Below are 18,517 nucleotides of genomic sequence, written 5' to 3'. Positions count from 1 at the left end.
AGTAGTCATAATATGGAATATTATTAATTTAGCCTCAAAATTCAAGTAAGGCCTGAACCTTATGGATTTCAATTTTAACAATATCCAAAACCAATTTATAAATGAGAAAAACAATAGCTTTTGCAATTTTATTACTTTCACTAGGTGTAAACGCACAAAATAATTCCGTTGAAAAATCAATATTTGGAATTCAAACTGGATTTGCCGGAATCTGGCTTAATAATGAAAGTAAATTATCCAATAGTATTGCTTTAAGAAGCGAAATAGGAATTGAACATGATTTTACAGTAGGTGATCATTATGATGGAGCTGGATTAATCTTACAACCGGTACTAACATTAGAACCAAGATATTATTACAATTTAGAAAAAAGAAATACGAAAGGCCTTATAACAACTAAAAATAGTGGAAATTATATTTCGATTAAAACTAGTTACCATCCAGATTGGTTTGTAGTAAATTTAAATGACAACATAACTAAAACTGCTGATTTAGCTATTATTCCTACTTGGGGTATAAAACGCCAAATAGGTAATCACTTTACTTATGAAACTGCAATTGGATTAGGTTACCGCGTAGTATATCTTAAAGACAACTATAACAATGGTAATTACCAGAACGTAGATGGAGCCGGAAAAAGAAACCAATACACCCCACATTTACATCTAAGAATTGGTTATACTTTATAAAAAAACAACCAAGTCTTCTGATGTTTGGGTTAATTTGTTTTTTGCATTCTTTCATTTAATAAAAAATCCCTCTTGATTTCCATCAAGAGGGATTTTTTATTTATTTCAAAAGAGTTGGTTACAAACGCCTCTTCCTTTAAGACACAATTACTCCTCTTCTTCCGTCGAATGCGATTTAGAATATCCTCTCCATTTCTCAATACAATCTTTGAAATCCTGAGGCAGTTCCGTGTCAAAACGCATCATTTCGCCAGTCGTAGGATGCACAAATCCTAATGTTTTGGCGTGCAAAGCTTGTCTTGGCAAAGCTTTAAAACAATTGTCTATAAACTGTTTGTATTTGGTAAAAGTAGTTCCTTTCAGAATCAAATGACCACCATAACGCTCGTCGTTAAACAACGGATGTCCTATGTGTTTCATGTGCGCACGAATTTGGTGGGTTCTACCCGTTTCCAGTTGGCAGGAAATCAAAGTTACATAACCAAAACGCTCCAAAACTTTATAATGGGTCACGGCCGGTTTTCCTATTTCGGGATCGGCAAAAACAGCCATTTGCATGCGGTCTTTCAGGTGACGTGCCAAGTTGCCTTCGATGGTTCCTTGCTCTTCGGCTACATTACCCCAAACCAAAGCGATATATTCCCTTTCGGAAGTTTTGGCTTCAAATTGTTTGGCAAGATGCGTCATTGCTGCTTCGGTTTTGGCAATCACCAATAAACCCGAAGTGTCTTTGTCAATTCTATGAACCAATCCGGGACGCTCGCTGCTGTTCATTGGCAAATTATCAAAATGATGTGCCAAAGCATGAACTAAAGTCCCTGTGTAATTCCCGTGGCCGGGATGTACCACCATTCCGGGCTGTTTATTGATCAACAACAAAGCATCGTCTTCATAAACAATATCCAACGGAATATCCTCCGGTATAATATGATTTTCATAAGGCGGATGCGTGAGCATCACACGTACTACGTCAAAAGCTTTTACTTTGTAATTCGACTTTACAATGGCGTCGTTTACAAAAATATTTCCTTCGGTAGCGGCATTTTGAATTTTATTTCGGGTTGCATTTTGAATCAAGCCCATCAAATATTTGTCAATTCGCAAAGGCGCTTGCCCTTTAGGAACCTCAAATTTAAAATGTTCGTATAATTCTTCTTCTTCTAAGTCAATCGACTCTACATTATTGTTCATTTGGTAATTCTTGTGTTGGATTTGCAATGCTATCCGTTGGTAATTCCTCTTCATAACTCGCTTTTCCGTCGCCTAAAACCAAATCGATCTTAGAAGATTTCAAAACTTTATCTCCAGGTTTTATGTTTCTTCCTTTGAAACGCATTTCCAGAACCATATCTTTTCCCAGATTAGGAATATAAGTAATCGTGCCTTCTTCCAGTCCCAAAGCTCTAAGTGTTGGGCCAGCTTCACGGTAGGTTTTCTCAATTAAATCAGGCACTTTCACCGATGAAAATCCGGAACTGTTAATTTTTATATAGACTTTTCTTCCTACTTTCACTTTCGCTCCCGGCAAAGGATCCTGCTGTACAACAGAATATTTAGGATAATCATTTCTATAATCCACACTATCTAACAGCACATAAGAAAGATCTAAAGCATCTAATTTTTCTTCTACTTGTTCCTCAGTCAGCTTACTCAAATTAGGGACTGAAATCTCATTCCCATGATCCGTCGTAAAAGTTAACCAATGCATAAAAAGGTATCCCAATACGGCAATAATCAAAACGGCAAGAAATACTTGCAACAGAAACACACGGCTAGTAAGATAATTACGTAAACTCATAAATTTATTTTTATAATCGGACAAAGATATAGCTAATTCGTTTCAAAAAAAATGATAATTTTGTTTAAGCAAAAAAATCGCTTTTTTTGATTGGGAGCTATTTCCAGCTATCCGCTATATCTTTTCTTGTCCTCGTCAAAAAAACGAGCACAAGAAAAGGATGTCGCTGCTATCGGGGCTAAAAAAGCAGTTCTTTTCAAAACAACCTTTTTTTAATAATTACAGTCCATCAATTGGAGTTTAAACCTAAAAACTTTAAACCTGAAACCTTAAACAAAAAAGAATGAAAAACATTGCCATTATCATGGGCGGCTATTCCAGCGAATATAAAATATCTCTTATTAGCGGAAACGTAGTATATCAATATTTGGACAAAACAAAATACAACGGCTTTCGCATTCATATTTTCAAAGAAAAATGGGTTTATGTAGACGATGCGGATGCTGAGTTTCCCATTGACAAAAATGATTTTTCGGTAATGGTAAACGGCAACAAAATTAGTTTCGACTGTGTTTTCAACGCCATTCACGGAACTCCGGGCGAAGACGGACTCATGCAAGCCTATTTCCAATTATTGGAAATCCCACAAACCTCCTGCGATTATTACCAATCGGCACTGACTTTCAATAAAAGAGACTTTCTTTCGGTTTTAAAACCTTATGGCATCAAAAGCGCTACTTCTTATTATTTAAACAAAGGCGATGAAATCAATGCTGACGAAATCATTAAAAAAGTAGGATTGCCTTGCTTTGTAAAACCCAATAAGGCGGGTTCCAGCTTTGGAATTTCAAAAGTAAAAACTGCATCCGAATTGCCTATTGCCATCGAAGTCGCTTACAAAGAAGACAACGAAATCATCATAGAAAGTTTCCTAGACGGTACCGAAGTGACCGTGGGAGTCATTAATTACAAAGGAAAAATTACTGTCTTACCCATCACCGAAATCGTTTCGGACAATGATTTTTTTGATTATGAAGCCAAATACCAAGGAAAATCACAGGAAATAACGCCTGCGAGAATTTCTGACGAAATGACCCAAAAAGTAGGCGCTATCGCCAAACGTGCTTATGAGTTACTAAAAATGAAAGGCTTCTCCAGAACTGAATTCATCATCGTAAATGACGAACCATACATGCTGGAGATGAACACCATTCCGGGATTAACCTCCGAAAGTTTGATTCCGCAACAAGCTGCCGCAGCAGGCATTACATTGGAAGATTTATTCACTAATGCTATTGAACTTGCCTTGGCATAAATAAACACCAAATGAGAAAAGCCATATTTCCCGGATCTTTTGATCCCATTACCTTAGGTCATGAAGACATCATCAAAAGAGGCGTTTCTCTATTTGATGAAATTGTAATTGCCATTGGTGTCAATGCCGAAAAAAAGTACATGTTTCCTCTCGAAGAGCGAAAAAGATTCATCGAAGAAACTTTCAAGAACGAACCTAAAGTGAGCGTAATTACTTATGAAGGTTTGACGATCGACTTATGTCACAAAATGAAAGCCGATTTCATTTTGCGTGGTTTGCGTAATCCCGCCGACTTTGAATTCGAAAAAGCCATCGCACACACCAACAGGCATTTATCTAAAATAGAAACCGTATTCTTGTTAACCGCAGCAAGAACCTCATACATCAGTTCGAGTATTGTAAGAGACGTAATCCGAAATGGCGGAGAATATGAAATGCTAGTTCCTAAAGCGGTGAGAATTAAATAGTGTTCAGTTAAGAGTGTACAGTATTCAGAAGGCAGAAAGAATAAGACAGCAAAAAAGAACTAAGCTTTTTTAAAACCTAAATAAGAACCATAAATTTGCAATGAGTGCCGAATAAGCGTATTTTCGCAAAAAAAATAAATTTCAATAATGAGTATCGATAGAGAATTAAACAAGCGCAGTGGAGCAAAATGTGAATTATGTGGCGCTACCGAGAACCTAAAAGTGTATCAAGTTTTACCTACACAAAAAGGCGGAATTGACGAAGCAATAATGGCTTGTAGTACCTGTATAGACCAAATTGAAAATCCGGGTCACGAAGATCTAAACCATTGGAGATGTTTAAATGACAGTATGTGGAGCGAACATACGGCAGTGCAAGTAGTTTCTTGGAGAATGTTAAGCCGTTTGCGTGCTGCAGGTTGGCCTCAAGAATTAATTGATCAAATGTATTTTGACGAAGACACCTTGGCATGGGCTCAGGCAACTGGTGAAGGCGAAGACGACGAAAATAAAATCATTCACAGAGACAGTAACGGCGTAATCCTAGAACATGGAGATTCAGTTGTTTTAATCAAAGACCTGAAAGTAAAAGGATCGAGCATGGTGGCCAAACAGGGAACTGCAGTGCGTAACATCCGTTTAGACCATGAAAATGCCGAATATATAGAAGGAAAAGTTGACGGACAAACTATTGTAATTATTACACAATACGTTAAGAAATTATAATTTAGTTTGCAGTGATCAGTGTTAAGTGGTCAGTGAATCATTTTTACAAAAAAACGTTAGCAAAAAATATACTGCTAACGTTTTTTTATGCTGATTTTCGATAGCATTCATTTAATCACAACCCAAAACTGAATACTGATTACCGAACACTAAAAAATTACTCCTCTTCCTTTTTAATCACTTTTCGAGCAACTTCTATTTTAAACTTTTTGCCTTTCATTTTTTCGTCCCTTACATTGTGAAGCAAGTCTTTCACTTTATTGAATTTTACGGCGGCAAAGGAAATAAAATCTTTCACTTCAATTAATCCCAAATCGCCTTTTTCCAGTTTCCCTTTTTGGGAAAAGAAACCTACGATATCAATTTTATTCAATTTATTTTTCTTTCCACCACTGATGTAAATTGTTTGAAATTGTGGTGGTTTTGGCAATGAAATGGCGTTTTCCACATTGAAAACCTCCATCCCATAATCAATATAATCTAACTTTTTCTCGCTCTCGTGAGCAATGATATAAGCCGTTCCCGAAGCCGTCATACGAGCCGTACGTCCGTTTCTATGAGTAAATTCATCTTCCTTTAATGGCAAATGATAATGGATAACGTGGTTCATTTCAGGAATATCCAATCCACGGGCTGCTAAATCGGTGGTAATCAAATAGCTCATGCTTCCGTTACGAAATTGGATCAAAGCGCGTTCGCGCTCTTCCTGATCCATGCCGCCATGATAATAGGTCGCATAAATTCCTTTTTCGTTCAAAATGTCGCTGATACGTTCGGCGGCATCACGATGATTGCAAAAAACAATAGCCGATTCTGATTTCAGAGAGCATATCAAATTAAACAGGCTTCCCATCTTGTCTTTTTCTTTCGAAACGACCATTTTCGTCGAAAGATTCGTTTCTTCTTGCTGTTCCGGAATAAAATCCAAAACAGTTGGATTCACCACTCTTGTATATTTTGGAATTTCAATATCGGAAGTCGCCGAAACCAAAACACGTTTGTTCAACTTGGTTAATTTTCCAATGATAAAAGACATTTGCTCATGAAAACCCAATTGCAAAGATTTGTCAAATTCATCTAAAATTAAGGTTTGAATTTTGTCCAAACGAAAAGTTCCTCTATCAATATGGTCTGCAATTCTTCCCGGAGTTCCTATTAAAACGGCTGGTGGATTGCTCAAATTCTTGATTTCGGTATCGATCGAATGACCGCCATAGCAGACGTTTACTTTGTAATCTGTCCCCATTTTTTTCCAAACCTGTTCAATCTGCAATCCCAATTCCCTTGAAGGAACCAAAATTAAACATTGAACCGACTGGATTTCCGGTTGTAACATTTCTAAAACAGGCAGTAAAAAAGCCAAAGTTTTACCTGAACCCGTTGGGGAAAGCAATAAAACATTATTATCATTTAAAATAGCATCTTGGGCCACTTCTTGCATTTCGTTTAGGCTTTCGATGCCTAAATTCAAAAGTATATTATTGGAATGGTGTTTCTTATTCATTTTGCAAAAGTACTCAAAAAAAGTCGTCACTGTTCAGTTTTTAGAATTCAGGCCTAATTTCAGTTCTTAAAATACATTCGTACAATTTTCGTCTGAAAATTCAATTAAAAAAATATTACATTTGACTTACACTACAAAAAATTGAATATGAGATTCCTTACTTTTAGTTTCCTGCTGTTTTCAATGACTATTATTGCTCAAAAAAACAACAAATACGCCACTTTTTTCGAAAAAGGAAATGGAAACCAAACCGCAACTTATCAGGAAACCATTGCTTATTATTCTTTGCTGGCCAAAGATTTTCCTTCGATAAAAATGGAGAAAAAAGGAACAAATGACAGCGGAGAACCCTTACACATTATCACTTTCAACCCCGAAAAGAATTTTAATTTTGAAGAAATTCAAAAAAATAAAGCCATCCTTCTAATCAATAATGGCATACATGCCGGAGAGCCGGACGGAATCGACGCCACCATGCAATTGTTTCGCGACTTGGCTCTAGGCAAAATTAAAACTCCTAAAAACACCGTTTTAGTAACTATTCCGGTATATAATATTGGAGGCGCCTTAAACAGAAATTCAACTTCAAGAGCCAATCAGGACGGACCGGAAATCTATAGATTTAGAGGCAACGGACGAAATTATGATTTGAACCGGGATTTCATCAAATCGGACACCCGAAATATGAGAAGCTTCACAGAAATATTTCACCAGTTGAATCCTGATGTTTTTATTGACAATCATGTAAGCAATGGCGCCGATTACCAATACAAATTGACCTATATCATGACCCAACAAAATAAATTAGGCACCGTTTTAGGCGATTATATGAGTACCGAAATGATGCCATCGCTGGTTCTTAATTTACAACAAAAAAACATAGAAACCACTCCATACGTAAATGCTTTTAGCGAAACTCCTGATAATGGTTTTGCACAGTTTTTTGACAGTCCGCGCTATTCTACGGGCTACACTTCCCTATTCAATACGATAGGTTTTGTCGTGGAAACTCACATGCTAAAAAAATATGCCGATCGCGTAAAAGTAACCTACGAATACATGAGCACAACACTTGATTTTATGGATCGCAATTATCAAAAAATCAAACAAATGCGTTTGAAAAACGAAGAACAATATGCTCCAAAAAAATCCTATACTATCAAATGGGGAATTGACACGACCAAAGTGAGTTCATTTTCGTTCTTAGGTTTTGAAGCCCGACATAAAAAAAGTGAGGCCACCACAGGAAACAGACTCTATTACGACAGAAACAAACCCTACAAAAAAGACATTCCTTATTTAAAGGAATTCAAATCGCTAAAAGAAATTCAAATTCCCGAAGCTTATATTATTCCAAAGGCATTTTGGAATGTTATCGACATACTAAAAAACAATAACATCGCTTATACTCAGCTAGAAAAAGACAGTCTTATTGAAGTAGAGAGCTATCGAATTGTGGATTTCAAAACGGCGAATTCCGCTTATGAAGGACATTATTTGCATCGAGAAACTCAAATTGCCTCTGAAAAGAAAAAACTGGCTTTCGCCAAAGGGGATTATGTTTTTTCAACCAAACAAAAAGGCGTGAAATTTTTATTGGAAACATTAGAACCGGAAGGAATTGACTCTTTCTTTAATTGGAATTTTTTTGACACCATGCTCCAACAAAAAGAAGGCTACTCCGATTATATTTTTGAGGACACGGCCGCCCAAATTTTAAAAGACAACCCGAAACTCAAAACAGAATTAGAACAGAAAAAAACATCCGATGCTACTTTTGCCAAAAATCCCGAAGCACAACTGGACTGGATTTACAAACATTCTGTCTATTATGAAAAAGCACATTTACAATATCCGGTTTACCGCATTTTAAACTAAAAAGAAAACTCCTATTTCGGGAGTTTTTCTTCTTCAAACAATAATTTGATATTTTCATAAGAATTTTTCAATGCACTGGGAATTTCTTCTGGTTTCAACCAAGCTACTTTTTCGATTCCTTCTTCTAATTGACCTTGCGGTATACCTTCAAAATTAGATTGCATTTCGAACCAATGGGTAATTTTTAATTTGTATTTACCATTGCGCTTAAAAACATGATATGTTTTTTGTAATTTTTTGGTAACTCTTAATCCATTGACTCCTGTTTCCTCTTCTACCTCACGCATCGCGGTATCTTCGATGTCTTCCCCTTTTTCTATTCCGCCTTTGGGTAAATCCCATTTTCCGTTTCTAAAAATGAATAAAACCTCTCCCTTTTTATTATAAACATAGCCACCTCCTGCCTTGCATACGGGAATTTTTGTCTTTAAAGTCTTTAAAATTTCTTTTTCATCGGGATGATAGAGATAGGCTTTTTGAATTTTATTTTGAAAAATTTTAATTATAAGCTGAACTATATCAACGCTTTCTAATAAAAACAATTGAAAATCGGTTTCTTTTGATATTTTATTTGTCAAAAAAAGTGGTTTGTCGTTCACAAAAACTTTATACATTTGTACTATGATTTTTAATAAAGATACAGCCGAAAAAACAGCCGAATTGCTTTTACAAATAAATGCAATTAAATTGAATCCAGGAAATCCTTTTACATGGGCTTCCGGATGGAAATCACCTATTTATTGTGACAATAGGTTAATCCTTTCATTTCCAGCCATAAGAAATTATGTGCGTGATGAATTTTCTAAAAACATTGAAAAACAATTTGGCAAGCCAGATGTTATTGCTGGTGTAGCAACCGGAGCAATAGGAATTGGTATGCTGGTTGCCGAGAGCATGGGGCTTCCTTTTGTATATGTTCGCCCAGAAGCCAAAAAACACGGTCGACAAAACCAAGTAGAAGGCTTTCTTCAAAAAGGACAGAATGTTGTTGTTGTTGAAGATTTAATTAGTACCGGAAACAGCAGCCTGATGGCCGTTGAGGCTTTGCGTGCCGCCGGAGCCAACATAAAAGGGATGGCCGCCATATTTACTTATGGATTTGATGTTGCCGAACAAAACTTTAAGAACGCTAAACTGGATTTATACACTTTGAGCAATTATCAAAATTTACTAAATTTAGCTGTTGCCAAAAGTTATATTACTGAAAAAGAAGAACAAACATTAAGAGAATGGAGCGTTACTCCTTCTACTTGGGACGTAATTTAGAAATAAAAAAAAGAAAATATGAATTTAGAAAGTCCTAAAGTTAATGTAGGTAAATCGGCTCAAGAATTATTTGAGCTGTTAACTGACGTCAAAAATTTCGAAAGATTGATGCCTGAAAACATTGCCAAGTTTGAAGTCATTGGAGATGATGCTTTTATTTTTGGATTAAAAGGCATGCCAGAAATAAAACTAAAGATGAAAGAAAAAGTAGCTCCAAACAAAGTGGTTCTGGGCGCTGCAAGCGACAAGCTTCCGTTTACCTTAGTGGCTAACATAGATTCAGTATCCGAGAATTCAAGCGCTGTGAAACTTGATTTTGAAGGTGATTTCAATCCTATGATGGCCATGATGATCAAAGGACCTATTGGAAAGTTTATCGAAACTTTGGCTACCAACATGACAAAATTGTAGCTTTTAAAAAGAATACAGAAAATAGAGAATTGGATTAATCAATTCTCTATTTTTTTTCCTCAAATTTTCTTTACTCTTTATTCTTTATTCTTTACTCTTTACTCTGTATTCTTTGCTTTATTTTCTAAGCTAATACAACATTTGAATTTCCTTGATATTATATTCGACAATAGAATCATCTTCCAAGAGTAGCTGAAGTTTTCCATACGGAGAAACGCCTTGAATGATTCCCATAAAATTTTGATCCTTCTTGTCTTTAAAAGGCATTGGAACAGCTTTCTTAAAAAGCCTGTTTCTATAATCCATCCATAACAAATCTGGCTGTTTCTTCAGTATTTCAATATTATTTTTCATTTTTTCTACAATTCGAAAGAGAATTTCTTCTTTGTCAAATGAAGTACCGCAAACAACTCTCAAAGAAGAAGCTTTGGGCAAATTATCAAAATTGATTTGATTCACATTCAAGCCCAAACCAATAATTGAAGATACCTGACCTTCACTTTTTATACTGTTTTCAATTAAAATGCCACCAACTTTCTTATTGTATGACATAATGTCGTTAGGCCACTTAATACTTAATCCCGGTATGCAAAACGATTCCAAAGACTGAATTACAGCTACTGCAATCGCCACATTAAGATTGTATATTTGATCTATATTTGACAACGAGTCTTTAACAAAAACACTCATTATCAAATTCTTACCTAATTCAGAATCCCAAACAGAACCCATTTGCCCCTTACCTTTAGTTTGATTTTCGGCCGTAACAACAGTAAAGTTTAGGAGTTCCTGCTTATTCGATAGTCCTTTAAGAAACTCGTTTGTTGAATCTATGGCATCGAGTTTGATTAGTTTCATTAGCTATTATTTGTGCAACAGAATTTAATATTATGTTAAGGTTCAAAAATAATCACAAAAAATGGTAACTTTACAAACTTATATAAAAACATTTCATGACAAAAAAAACTATAAATAATGATGCTTTACTAGCCAACATTATAGCGGGAATCGAAGAAGTAAAAGGAAGTGACATTGAGATTCTCGATCTGAGAGAGATTGATAGCGCAGTTTGTGACTATTTTGTTATCTGCAATGGTAATTCAAATACGCAGGTAAATGCAATTGTTAGCTCTATTCAAAAAGTAGTTTCAAAAGAACTAAAAGATAAACCTTGGCACGTTGAAGGTTCTGGTAATGCGGAATGGGTACTTATGGATTATGTACACATCGTAGTACATGTATTTCAAAAACAAATTAGAGAATATTACAATATCGAAAGTTTGTGGGGAGATGCAAAAATAACTACAATAGCTAATAAATATTAAAGAAAGACATTCAGAATGGCAAAAGAAAATAATCCTAATCCTAATAAATTTAAAATAAGTCCTTGGTTAGTTTACACTGCCATTTTGCTTATTTTCCTTTTTATCAGCTTTATTACCGGCAGTTCCAGCTTACAAGAACCGGCACAATTAACTTCTTCAAAATTCAACGCCTATTTAGAAAAAGGGCAAATTGAAAAAGTAATTGTCTACAATAAAACCGAAGCTGAAGTTTTCTTGAAAACGGAAGCTTTAAAAGACAAAGAACACCAAAAAGTAGCAAAAGATATTTTTGACAGACCTAACAAAGGTCCTCAATATACTTTTGAAATTGGTAACGATCAAATATTTCAAACCAAGCTAGAAAAAGCGGTAGCCGAAGGAAAATTAAAAGACTTTAATTTCTTAGCTAAAAGCAATTGGTCTGACATTCTTATTAGTTTACTTCCTATCATCATTATTATAGGTGTTTGGATTTTTATTATGAGAAAAATGTCTGGTGGTGGCGCTGGAGGCGGTGGCCAAATATTTAATATCGGAAAATCAAAAGCCAAACTTTTTGACGAAAAAACAGATATCAAAACCACTTTTAAAGATGTTGCAGGACTAGAAGGTGCCAAAGAAGAAATACAAGAAATTGTTGAATTCTTAAAAAATCCTGAAAAGTACACTAATCTTGGTGGTAAAATTCCAAAAGGAGCCCTACTTGTAGGACCTCCTGGAACTGGTAAAACTTTATTAGCCAAAGCCGTTGCCGGTGAAGCACAAGTTCCTTTTTTCTCCTTGTCAGGTTCTGACTTTGTTGAAATGTTTGTAGGTGTAGGTGCCTCACGTGTGCGTGACTTATTTAAACAAGCCAAGGAAAAATCTCCAGCTATCATTTTCATTGATGAAATTGACGCTGTAGGTAGAGCCAGAGGCAAAAGTAATATGTCAGGAGGGAACGACGAAAGAGAAAATACCTTAAACCAATTACTTACTGAGATGGACGGTTTTGGGACCAACTCAAACGTAATTGTATTAGCAGCAACAAACAGAGCCGATGTATTAGACAAAGCTTTAATGCGTGCCGGTCGTTTTGACAGACAAATTTTTGTTGACTTACCAGACATTCGCGAACGCGCCGAAATCTTTCAAGTACACCTTGCTCCTTTGAAAAAAGTAGAAGGCCTTGACTTGGATTTCCTTGCTAAACAAACTCCTGGTTTTTCAGGTGCTGATATTGCTAATGTATGTAACGAAGCCGCTCTAATCGCTGCCAGATACAATAAAACAGCCGTTGACAAACAGGATTTCTTGGATGCTGTAGATAGAATTGTTGGTGGTTTAGAAAAGAAAAATAAAATTATTACTCCAGAGGAGAAAAAAGCCATTGCTATTCACGAAGCGGGACATGCTACTGTGAGCTGGATGTTAGAACACGCCGCACCATTAATAAAAGTAACTATTGTTCCTCGTGGACAAAGTTTAGGTGCCGCTTGGTATTTACCCGAAGAACGTCAAATAGTTCGTCCAGATCAAATGCTAGACGAAATGTGTGCTACTATGGGCGGAAGAGCTGCTGAAAAAGTTACTTTTAACCGAATTTCAACTGGCGCTTTAAGTGATTTAGAAAAAGTGACCAAACAAGCTCGTGCGATGGTTACTATCTATGGATTGAATGAAAAAATAGGAAATGTCACCTATTATGATTCATCAGGACAAAGTGAATACAGTTTTTCTAAACCTTATTCAGACGAAACTGCTAAAGTCATAGACAATGAAATTTCAGCACTTATTGAAGGTCAATATCAAAGAGCAATTGAAATCTTAGAAGAAAACAAAGACAAGTTAAATCAGCTTGCTGATATCTTAATCGAAAAAGAAGTTATATTTAAAGATGACCTAGAAGCAATTTTCGGAAAAAGAACCTTTGACAAAAACCTTGATGAAGTAGTCTCTTAAAACATCTTATTTTTAATAGTTTTTAAAATCTTAATTCAAAAGCCACTTTTGAATTAAGATTTTTTTATCTTTGGACGTTATTCAAACAATACATAAAGCACCTTAATAAAAATATGAGTCTTTTTAGAAAATTTTTTGGTTCTATTAATCCGGCTTCAGAAGAAGAAACTGAAAACGAATATAACAAATCACCAATTGACAATTCCATGTCAATTGACGAGCAGTTTATCTTTAATTTTAAAAAAAATGGAGGTAAGTTTTTATACTGTGAAAATTTGGATGAAGTAAAAGAACAGTTTGAAAATATTCTAGAAGAAAATGATTGGTATGAAAAAGAAGTGCTTTGTTATGACCCACAACTTCATAAACTATTAGAAGAAAATAAACTTAGTTACGATAAACCTACAAATCCAAAATTCCTTTTTGCGAGCTGCGAAAATTTAATTGCCGAAGAAGGATCAATACTATTCTCTTCAAAACAAATCAAGCAACACAAACCGCACGAACTTCCTGTTGACATCATTGTTCTAGCTAGAACGAGTCAAATTCTTGCCATGAAAAGTGATAGCCTTAGCGCTATAAAAAGGAAATACGAAAGAGATTATCCAACGAACATTACCGCTATAAAATATTTTGAAAAAGCAAAAGAAGAAGACTTTACTCAATATGGCAGTTCTGCCAAAAATCTTTATTTATTGCTTTTAGAAGATCTTTAAGATGAATGAAACACTTAAGAGAGCCCTATCTGGTGCCGTCTATATTCTATTATTATTAGCCTCTATCCTATTTTCTACTGAAAGTTTTATTAGCTTATTTGGTGTTTTCCTAATTATTGCAATTTATGAATTCTGTAATTTAGTTCAAATTAATAAAGTTTTACCTCTTATTTTTGGTTCCCTCTTTTATACCACAATCGCTTTGATCAGCTTTTATAAAACAGAAACCGAAAACTACATCAATGGAATCCTAGAACACGACATTAAACTTATCGTTAATATCTCCCAGCTGAATACCATTTTACTTGTCATCACCTTATTAATATCAATAAAGTGCATCGACTTTTTATTCAATGATACCATTCAATCCTTGAGCAAACTCTCCAAATACATTTATTTATTAGGATATATTGTACTTCCTTTTGTTTTTATAGTCAAAATTTCATTCGGAATAAATGATTATAATCCTAAAATCATTATTGGATTGTTCATCCTTATATGGACTAATGATACCTTTGCATACCTAGTAGGAAAATCCATTGGAAAGCATAAGCTACTGGAGCGTATCTCTCCAAAAAAAACCATTGAAGGCTTTGTTGGCGGAGTGGCTTTTGCCGTTTTTGCAGGCTTTTTAATTTCAAAATTATACATCAAACCGAATCCTAATTTCAGCGAAAAATCTATTTTAATCTGGACTATGATTGCTTTGATAGCTGGTATTTTCGGGACTATCGGTGATTTAATCGAATCCAAATTCAAACGTATTGCTGGGGTAAAAGACAGCGGAAAAATAATGCCCGGCCACGGAGGCGTTCTAGATCGACTAGATAGTGTTATATTTGTAGCACCAATTGTATTTTTATTTTATCAAATTTTAAATTATGTTTCATAAAGAAGGAACCAAGACTATTTTACTAGGTATTATTTTTACAGCTATTGTACTATTATTATCTGACAATTTTATTGACACAATTTGGCTAAAAAAACTAATTCAGATTAGTGCTTTCCTATTATTGGTAATTATTTTACAATTTTTCAGAAATCCAAAAAGAACCGTTATTTTAAACGAGAACCAAATTTTGGCTCCTGTTGACGGAAAAGTAGTTGTGATTGAAGAGGTTTATGAGGGAGAATATTTTAAAGATAAACGCATACAAGTATCCATCTTCATGTCGCCAATAAATGTGCATGTAACGCGCTACGGGCTTAGTGGCATCGTAAAATTCAGCAAATACCATCCAGGAAAATTCCTTGTAGCATGGCACCCAAAAGCGAGTGAAGAAAACGAAAGAACAACTGTAGTTATTGAAAACAATACTTTCGGAGCAGTTCTTTACCGTCAGATTGCAGGAGCATTAGCCAGACGAATTGTGAATTATGCCCAAGAAGGAATGCAGGTTGTACAAGGAACAGATGCTGGTTTCATTAAATTTGGATCCAGAGTAGATGTATTCTTACCTTTAGGCACGCCTATAAACGTTGTATTAAATCAAACAGCAACAGGAGGAAAAACTGTTATTGCAACCAAAGGATAATGATCGAAAAAGATTTAGATACTCGATTTCAGGAAGCTGTGGAAACAGCTTCCAAAATGACTCAAGCGTCTTTACCGCAAGATGTGCAGTTGCGTCTCTATGCCTATTACAAACAGGCGACTTTTGGAACAGTAGAACCAAAACAAACAGCTTCCTTTCACTTGAGAGATGCTTTCAAAATCAATGCTTGGATGCAAATTAGTCATCTTTCGGCCGAAGAAGCAAAAGAACAATATATAGAAACCATCAATTCTCTTTCGAAAAAACAGTAGTAAAATGAAAAAATTAAACTTTATACTTACAGTCTTATTATTGCTAAGTTTTTTAGTTTCATGTAACGACAAAAAATTCACTGAAGTTGTAGAAGTCCCATTACCTACCGCCCAAGAAAAAATATCAATTGGATTTCCTGATGATGTCAGGGCCAGTGAAGGCTCTTTTCAACTGGAAAAATTGCCTTATCCTTACGATGCTTTGGCACCAACAATCTCCCCTTTAACGTTGGAAATGCATTACTCAAAACATTACTTAACCTACACCAACAATCTTAATAATGTATTAGCAGGAACTGCTTTAGAGAATGAAACTATAGAAAATATCTTAGCAAAAATGGATCTTAACAATGCCGATTTAAGAAACAATGCTGGAGGATACTACAATCACACTCTATACTGGAAATCTATGGCTCCTAATGCTGGTGGCACTCCCAAAGACACTTTGGCAACCGCAATCACCAGAGATTTTGGATCTTATGAAAATTTCGTTTCCGCTTTCAAGGCCGAATCAACTAAACAATTTGGTTCAGCTTGGGTTTGGCTAGTTGTTGACAAATCGAAAAAACTTCAGATTACCAGCACACAAAATCAAGACAATCCCTTAATGAGAAACGCAGTCGTTCCGGGAACACCTATTTTAGCTCTGGATCTCTGGGAACATGCCTATTATTTAGGATACCAATACAGACGAAAAAACTACATTGACTCATTTTTTAATGTAATCAATTGGAAAAAAGTAGGCGAAAATTACGAAGCCGCCCTAAGAAGGAAATACTAACAGATTCCAATTATAATAAAATAATGCTGATGCCGATAACCTTGTTATAGCATCAGCATTATTTTATTAAAAATTAAAGTTTACATTCCTTTAGAAATGTCTGTTTGAAGCCGTAAAAATCTTCTTTTCATCATTCTAAAAACAAAAAGTTCTTCGCTTTTCCTATTTTATAAATAAATGCTAATATGAATTGGGTTTGTTTCCTTTTTCATAAATTTGACGAAAAATAAATCCATTGAATAAATCACTATTTTTCATCTGTTACAGTTTACTGATACTTTGTTCAAAAAGTATTTGGGCTCAAAGTCCAAAAAAAATTATCATTGAACATTCTGATTATGCAGATGTAAATCAGATCGAAATTCCCGATGCTTTTTTACTTACAGGAAACGTAATTGTAAATCATGACGGAATTGTACTAACCTGCAATAAAGCGTATTATTTCCAAAAAGAAAATTACATCAAAGCTTTCGGAAACGTACAATTAGTTCAAGGTGACACCCTTTATCTCAACAGTAGATATGCTGAATACAACGGTAACTTAAAGCAAGCCTTTGCCACCGGAGACGCCGTTATGAGCTCGCCCGATGCTACTTTGGCCACAGATACCATCAACTTTAACCGAAACACACAAGAAGTATATTACAATACTAAGGGAGTCATTAACAATAAAGAAAACACCTTAACTTCTAAGTCCGGAAAATACTATGTCGAACAAAAAAAGTTCCAATTCCTGACGGCCGTTACCATTACAAATCCAACCTATGTGATTAAATCCAATCATTTGGATTACTTTAGCAATTCAGGCCATTCTTATCTTTTTGGTCCCTCGACCATTACAAGCAAGAAAAATTATATCTATACCGAAAAAGGATTTTACGACACCAAAAAAAATCTAGGGCATTTTCTTCGAAAATCTTATATCAAATATGAAGATCGATTAATTGAAGGCGACAGTTTATATTATGATCGAGGACGGGAATTTGCTTCAGCCACACGCAATGTAAAAATAACCGATTCCATCAATCGTGGAGTTGTAAAAGGGCATTATGCAGAGCTTTATAAGAAAGTAGATTCGATGTATGTTACCAAAAGAGCCGTAGCCATCAATTTTGTCCAAAACGACTCGGTTTACATTCATGGAAAGAAATTGATGGTTACCGGTAAAGAAGGAAACCGCATTATTCGAGCTTTCAACAATGTTCGCTTTTTCAAAACCGATATGAGCGGCAAATGCGATTCTATTCATTCGAGTTCAAAAACAGCCTTGACCAAATTGATAGGAAACCCTATATTATGGAATGGCGAAAACCAGATTACGGGAGACATCATGCATCTTATAGGCAACAATACGACACAGCAACTCGATTCCCTAAAAGTCCTCAACAATACTTTTCTAGTCTCGAAAGATACTCTGGGAACCGGCTATAATCAAGTAAAAGGACTCAATCTCTATGGAAAATTCAAAGAAGGAAAACTCCATGATGTAGACATCGTAAAAAACGCCGAAGTCGTTTATTATATGCGAAATGATGCACAGGAGCTCATTGGTATCAACAAAAATGTAAGCAGCAAAATCAATCTAATTATAGAGAATAATGCTGTTGAAACAATTACTTTTTTTAATCAAGTTGATGGCGATATCTTCCCAGAAGAAGAGTTACCTGAAAACGGTAGAAAATTAAAAGGACTCCTCTGGCGTGGCGACGAAAGGATTAAATCCAAAGAGGATATTTTTCCGCTAGAAGAAAACGAACTTAATGATAAATTAATTAAAGAAGGAAAAGCCGAAGATGCCAAAGAAAATGTTCCGATGAAAATACGAAAGGAAACATTGAACTATGACAAAAAGAAGAAGAAAAAGTAGGCAGTTATCAATCGGCAGTATTCAGTTTTAATCAATACCTGAAAATTTCGAGAACTTTGCAAAAATCTTTTCGGTTAAAAAAAACA

The 18,517-nt window shown here is 35.2% G+C and carries 20 protein-coding genes; 15 read left to right on the top strand and 5 right to left on the bottom strand.

Annotation, left to right across the window (positions count from 1 at the left end):
- The first annotated feature begins 101 nt into the window (after positions 1 to 101).
- On the top strand, positions 102 to 689 hold the full coding sequence (locus LNP19_RS08775) for a hypothetical protein (protein ID WP_230061555.1): 588 nt from the start codon (positions 102 to 104) through the stop codon (positions 687 to 689).
- Between the two features lie 147 nt (positions 690 to 836).
- Here the strand turns inward: LNP19_RS08775 and LNP19_RS08770 are convergent, their stop codons facing one another.
- On the bottom strand, positions 837 to 1,880 hold the full coding sequence (locus LNP19_RS08770) for an RluA family pseudouridine synthase (RefSeq protein WP_230061554.1): 1,044 nt from the start codon (positions 1,878 to 1,880) through the stop codon (positions 837 to 839).
- Positions 1,870 to 2,487 carry a PASTA domain-containing protein gene (locus LNP19_RS08765; RefSeq protein WP_230061553.1) on the bottom strand — a complete coding sequence of 206 codons (618 nt, stop codon included), beginning with the start codon at positions 2,485 to 2,487 and terminating at the stop codon, positions 1,870 to 1,872. Before LNP19_RS08765 ends, LNP19_RS08770 begins: the two co-directional genes overlap by 11 nt.
- Positions 2,488 to 2,770: 283 nt before the next feature.
- Here LNP19_RS08765 and LNP19_RS08760 point away from each other — a divergent pair, with 283 nt between their 5' ends.
- From LNP19_RS08760 to LNP19_RS08750, 3 genes are all read left to right on the top strand, one after another.
- Positions 2,771 to 3,742 carry a D-alanine--D-alanine ligase gene (locus tag LNP19_RS08760; protein ID WP_230061552.1) on the top strand — a complete coding sequence of 324 codons (972 nt, stop codon included), beginning with the start codon at positions 2,771 to 2,773 and terminating at the stop codon, positions 3,740 to 3,742.
- An 11-nt stretch (positions 3,743 to 3,753) separates the two neighbouring features.
- Positions 3,754 to 4,209: a pantetheine-phosphate adenylyltransferase gene (gene coaD / locus LNP19_RS08755; RefSeq protein ID WP_230061551.1), complete on the top strand. Its 456-nt coding sequence runs from the start codon at positions 3,754 to 3,756 to the stop codon at positions 4,207 to 4,209.
- Between the two features lie 147 nt (positions 4,210 to 4,356).
- Entirely contained in the window at positions 4,357 to 4,935 is a 579-nt protein-coding gene (locus tag LNP19_RS08750; RefSeq protein ID WP_230061550.1) for a PhnA domain-containing protein, read from the top strand.
- A 157-nt stretch (positions 4,936 to 5,092) separates the two neighbouring features.
- Here the strand turns inward: LNP19_RS08750 and LNP19_RS08745 are convergent, their stop codons facing one another.
- The gene (locus LNP19_RS08745) at positions 5,093 to 6,439 is read right to left on the bottom strand and encodes a DEAD/DEAH box helicase (RefSeq protein ID WP_230061549.1); all 1,347 of its coding nucleotides are present in this window, start codon (positions 6,437 to 6,439) and stop codon (positions 5,093 to 5,095) included.
- A gap of 147 nt (positions 6,440 to 6,586) precedes the next feature.
- On the opposite strand from LNP19_RS08745, the gene LNP19_RS08740 reads away from it, so the two are divergent.
- Positions 6,587 to 8,317 carry a M14 family metallopeptidase gene (locus LNP19_RS08740; protein ID WP_230061548.1) on the top strand — a complete coding sequence of 577 codons (1,731 nt, stop codon included), beginning with the start codon at positions 6,587 to 6,589 and terminating at the stop codon, positions 8,315 to 8,317.
- Between the two features lie 11 nt (positions 8,318 to 8,328).
- On the opposite strand, the gene LNP19_RS08735 is transcribed toward LNP19_RS08740, so the two are convergent.
- Positions 8,329 to 8,931 (bottom strand): NUDIX hydrolase, encoded by a 603-nt coding sequence (locus LNP19_RS08735; RefSeq protein ID WP_230061547.1) that lies wholly within the window; start codon positions 8,929 to 8,931, stop codon positions 8,329 to 8,331.
- A gap of 7 nt (positions 8,932 to 8,938) precedes the next feature.
- On the opposite strand from LNP19_RS08735, the gene pyrE reads away from it, so the two are divergent.
- Positions 8,939 to 9,583, top strand: a complete 645-nt coding sequence (gene pyrE, locus LNP19_RS08730; protein ID WP_230061546.1) for an orotate phosphoribosyltransferase — start codon at positions 8,939 to 8,941, stop codon at positions 9,581 to 9,583.
- A gap of 18 nt (positions 9,584 to 9,601) precedes the next feature.
- Positions 9,602 to 9,994 carry an SRPBCC family protein gene (locus LNP19_RS08725; protein WP_230061545.1) on the top strand — a complete coding sequence of 131 codons (393 nt, stop codon included), beginning with the start codon at positions 9,602 to 9,604 and terminating at the stop codon, positions 9,992 to 9,994.
- A gap of 129 nt (positions 9,995 to 10,123) precedes the next feature.
- Here the strand turns inward: LNP19_RS08725 and LNP19_RS08720 are convergent, their stop codons facing one another.
- A complete protein-coding gene (locus LNP19_RS08720; RefSeq protein ID WP_230061544.1) occupies positions 10,124 to 10,852 on the bottom strand; it encodes a biotin--[acetyl-CoA-carboxylase] ligase in 729 nt (242 codons plus the stop codon).
- 95 nt (positions 10,853 to 10,947) lie between these two features.
- On the opposite strand from LNP19_RS08720, the gene rsfS reads away from it, so the two are divergent.
- From rsfS to LNP19_RS08680, 8 genes are all read left to right on the top strand, one after another.
- The gene (rsfS, locus tag LNP19_RS08715) at positions 10,948 to 11,319 is read left to right on the top strand and encodes a ribosome silencing factor (RefSeq protein ID WP_072941576.1); all 372 of its coding nucleotides are present in this window, start codon (positions 10,948 to 10,950) and stop codon (positions 11,317 to 11,319) included.
- Between the two features lie 15 nt (positions 11,320 to 11,334).
- A complete protein-coding gene (gene ftsH, locus LNP19_RS08710) occupies positions 11,335 to 13,260 on the top strand; it encodes an ATP-dependent zinc metalloprotease FtsH (RefSeq protein ID WP_230061543.1) in 1,926 nt (641 codons plus the stop codon).
- Positions 13,261 to 13,373: 113 nt separating this feature from the next.
- Positions 13,374 to 13,976 carry a lactate utilization protein gene (locus tag LNP19_RS08705; RefSeq protein ID WP_230061542.1) on the top strand — a complete coding sequence of 201 codons (603 nt, stop codon included), beginning with the start codon at positions 13,374 to 13,376 and terminating at the stop codon, positions 13,974 to 13,976.
- A gap of 1 nt (position 13,977) precedes the next feature.
- On the top strand, positions 13,978 to 14,868 hold the full coding sequence (locus tag LNP19_RS08700; protein ID WP_230061541.1) for a phosphatidate cytidylyltransferase: 891 nt from the start codon (positions 13,978 to 13,980) through the stop codon (positions 14,866 to 14,868).
- Positions 14,858 to 15,511: a phosphatidylserine decarboxylase family protein gene (locus LNP19_RS08695; RefSeq protein ID WP_230061540.1), complete on the top strand. Its 654-nt coding sequence runs from the start codon at positions 14,858 to 14,860 to the stop codon at positions 15,509 to 15,511. The genes LNP19_RS08700 and LNP19_RS08695 overlap by 11 nt, the downstream gene beginning before the upstream one ends.
- The gene (locus LNP19_RS08690; protein ID WP_230061539.1) at positions 15,511 to 15,783 is read left to right on the top strand and encodes an acyl-CoA-binding protein; all 273 of its coding nucleotides are present in this window, start codon (positions 15,511 to 15,513) and stop codon (positions 15,781 to 15,783) included. The genes LNP19_RS08695 and LNP19_RS08690 overlap by 1 nt, the downstream gene beginning before the upstream one ends.
- Before the next feature lie 4 nt (positions 15,784 to 15,787).
- Complete coding sequence (locus tag LNP19_RS08685; RefSeq protein ID WP_230061538.1) at positions 15,788 to 16,564, top strand: superoxide dismutase; 777 nt, start codon at positions 15,788 to 15,790, stop codon at positions 16,562 to 16,564.
- 235 nt (positions 16,565 to 16,799) lie between these two features.
- Complete coding sequence (locus tag LNP19_RS08680; RefSeq protein WP_230061537.1) at positions 16,800 to 18,431, top strand: OstA-like protein; 1,632 nt, start codon at positions 16,800 to 16,802, stop codon at positions 18,429 to 18,431.
- The last annotated feature ends 86 nt before the right edge of the window (positions 18,432 to 18,517 follow it).

Origin of the sequence: Flavobacterium acetivorans (genome assembly GCF_020911885.1) — a bacterium.
Classification (GTDB): domain Bacteria; phylum Bacteroidota; class Bacteroidia; order Flavobacteriales; family Flavobacteriaceae; genus Flavobacterium; species Flavobacterium acetivorans.
The sequence above is the reverse complement of the archived record's forward strand: the minus strand, read 5'-3'. Positions and strand labels throughout refer to the sequence as shown.

Coding starts and splice junctions, on each gene's coding strand:
- LNP19_RS08775 (WP_230061555.1), top strand. CDS start 102: ATGAGAAAAACAATAGCTTTTGCAATTTTATTACTTTCACTAGGTGTA.
- LNP19_RS08770 (WP_230061554.1), bottom strand. CDS start 1,880: ATGAACAATAATGTAGAGTCGATTGACTTAGAAGAAGAAGAATTATAC.
- LNP19_RS08765 (WP_230061553.1), bottom strand. CDS start 2,487: ATGAGTTTACGTAATTATCTTACTAGCCGTGTGTTTCTGTTGCAAGTA.
- LNP19_RS08760 (WP_230061552.1), top strand. CDS start 2,771: ATGAAAAACATTGCCATTATCATGGGCGGCTATTCCAGCGAATATAAA.
- coaD (WP_230061551.1), top strand. CDS start 3,754: ATGAGAAAAGCCATATTTCCCGGATCTTTTGATCCCATTACCTTAGGT.
- LNP19_RS08750 (WP_230061550.1), top strand. CDS start 4,357: ATGAGTATCGATAGAGAATTAAACAAGCGCAGTGGAGCAAAATGTGAA.
- LNP19_RS08745 (WP_230061549.1), bottom strand. CDS start 6,439: ATGAATAAGAAACACCATTCCAATAATATACTTTTGAATTTAGGCATC.
- LNP19_RS08740 (WP_230061548.1), top strand. CDS start 6,587: ATGAGATTCCTTACTTTTAGTTTCCTGCTGTTTTCAATGACTATTATT.
- LNP19_RS08735 (WP_230061547.1), bottom strand. CDS start 8,931: ATGTATAAAGTTTTTGTGAACGACAAACCACTTTTTTTGACAAATAAA.
- pyrE (WP_230061546.1), top strand. CDS start 8,939: ATGATTTTTAATAAAGATACAGCCGAAAAAACAGCCGAATTGCTTTTA.
- LNP19_RS08725 (WP_230061545.1), top strand. CDS start 9,602: ATGAATTTAGAAAGTCCTAAAGTTAATGTAGGTAAATCGGCTCAAGAA.
- LNP19_RS08720 (WP_230061544.1), bottom strand. CDS start 10,852: ATGAAACTAATCAAACTCGATGCCATAGATTCAACAAACGAGTTTCTT.
- rsfS (WP_072941576.1), top strand. CDS start 10,948: ATGACAAAAAAAACTATAAATAATGATGCTTTACTAGCCAACATTATA.
- ftsH (WP_230061543.1), top strand. CDS start 11,335: ATGGCAAAAGAAAATAATCCTAATCCTAATAAATTTAAAATAAGTCCT.
- LNP19_RS08705 (WP_230061542.1), top strand. CDS start 13,374: ATGAGTCTTTTTAGAAAATTTTTTGGTTCTATTAATCCGGCTTCAGAA.
- LNP19_RS08700 (WP_230061541.1), top strand. CDS start 13,978: ATGAATGAAACACTTAAGAGAGCCCTATCTGGTGCCGTCTATATTCTA.
- LNP19_RS08695 (WP_230061540.1), top strand. CDS start 14,858: ATGTTTCATAAAGAAGGAACCAAGACTATTTTACTAGGTATTATTTTT.
- LNP19_RS08690 (WP_230061539.1), top strand. CDS start 15,511: ATGATCGAAAAAGATTTAGATACTCGATTTCAGGAAGCTGTGGAAACA.
- LNP19_RS08685 (WP_230061538.1), top strand. CDS start 15,788: ATGAAAAAATTAAACTTTATACTTACAGTCTTATTATTGCTAAGTTTT.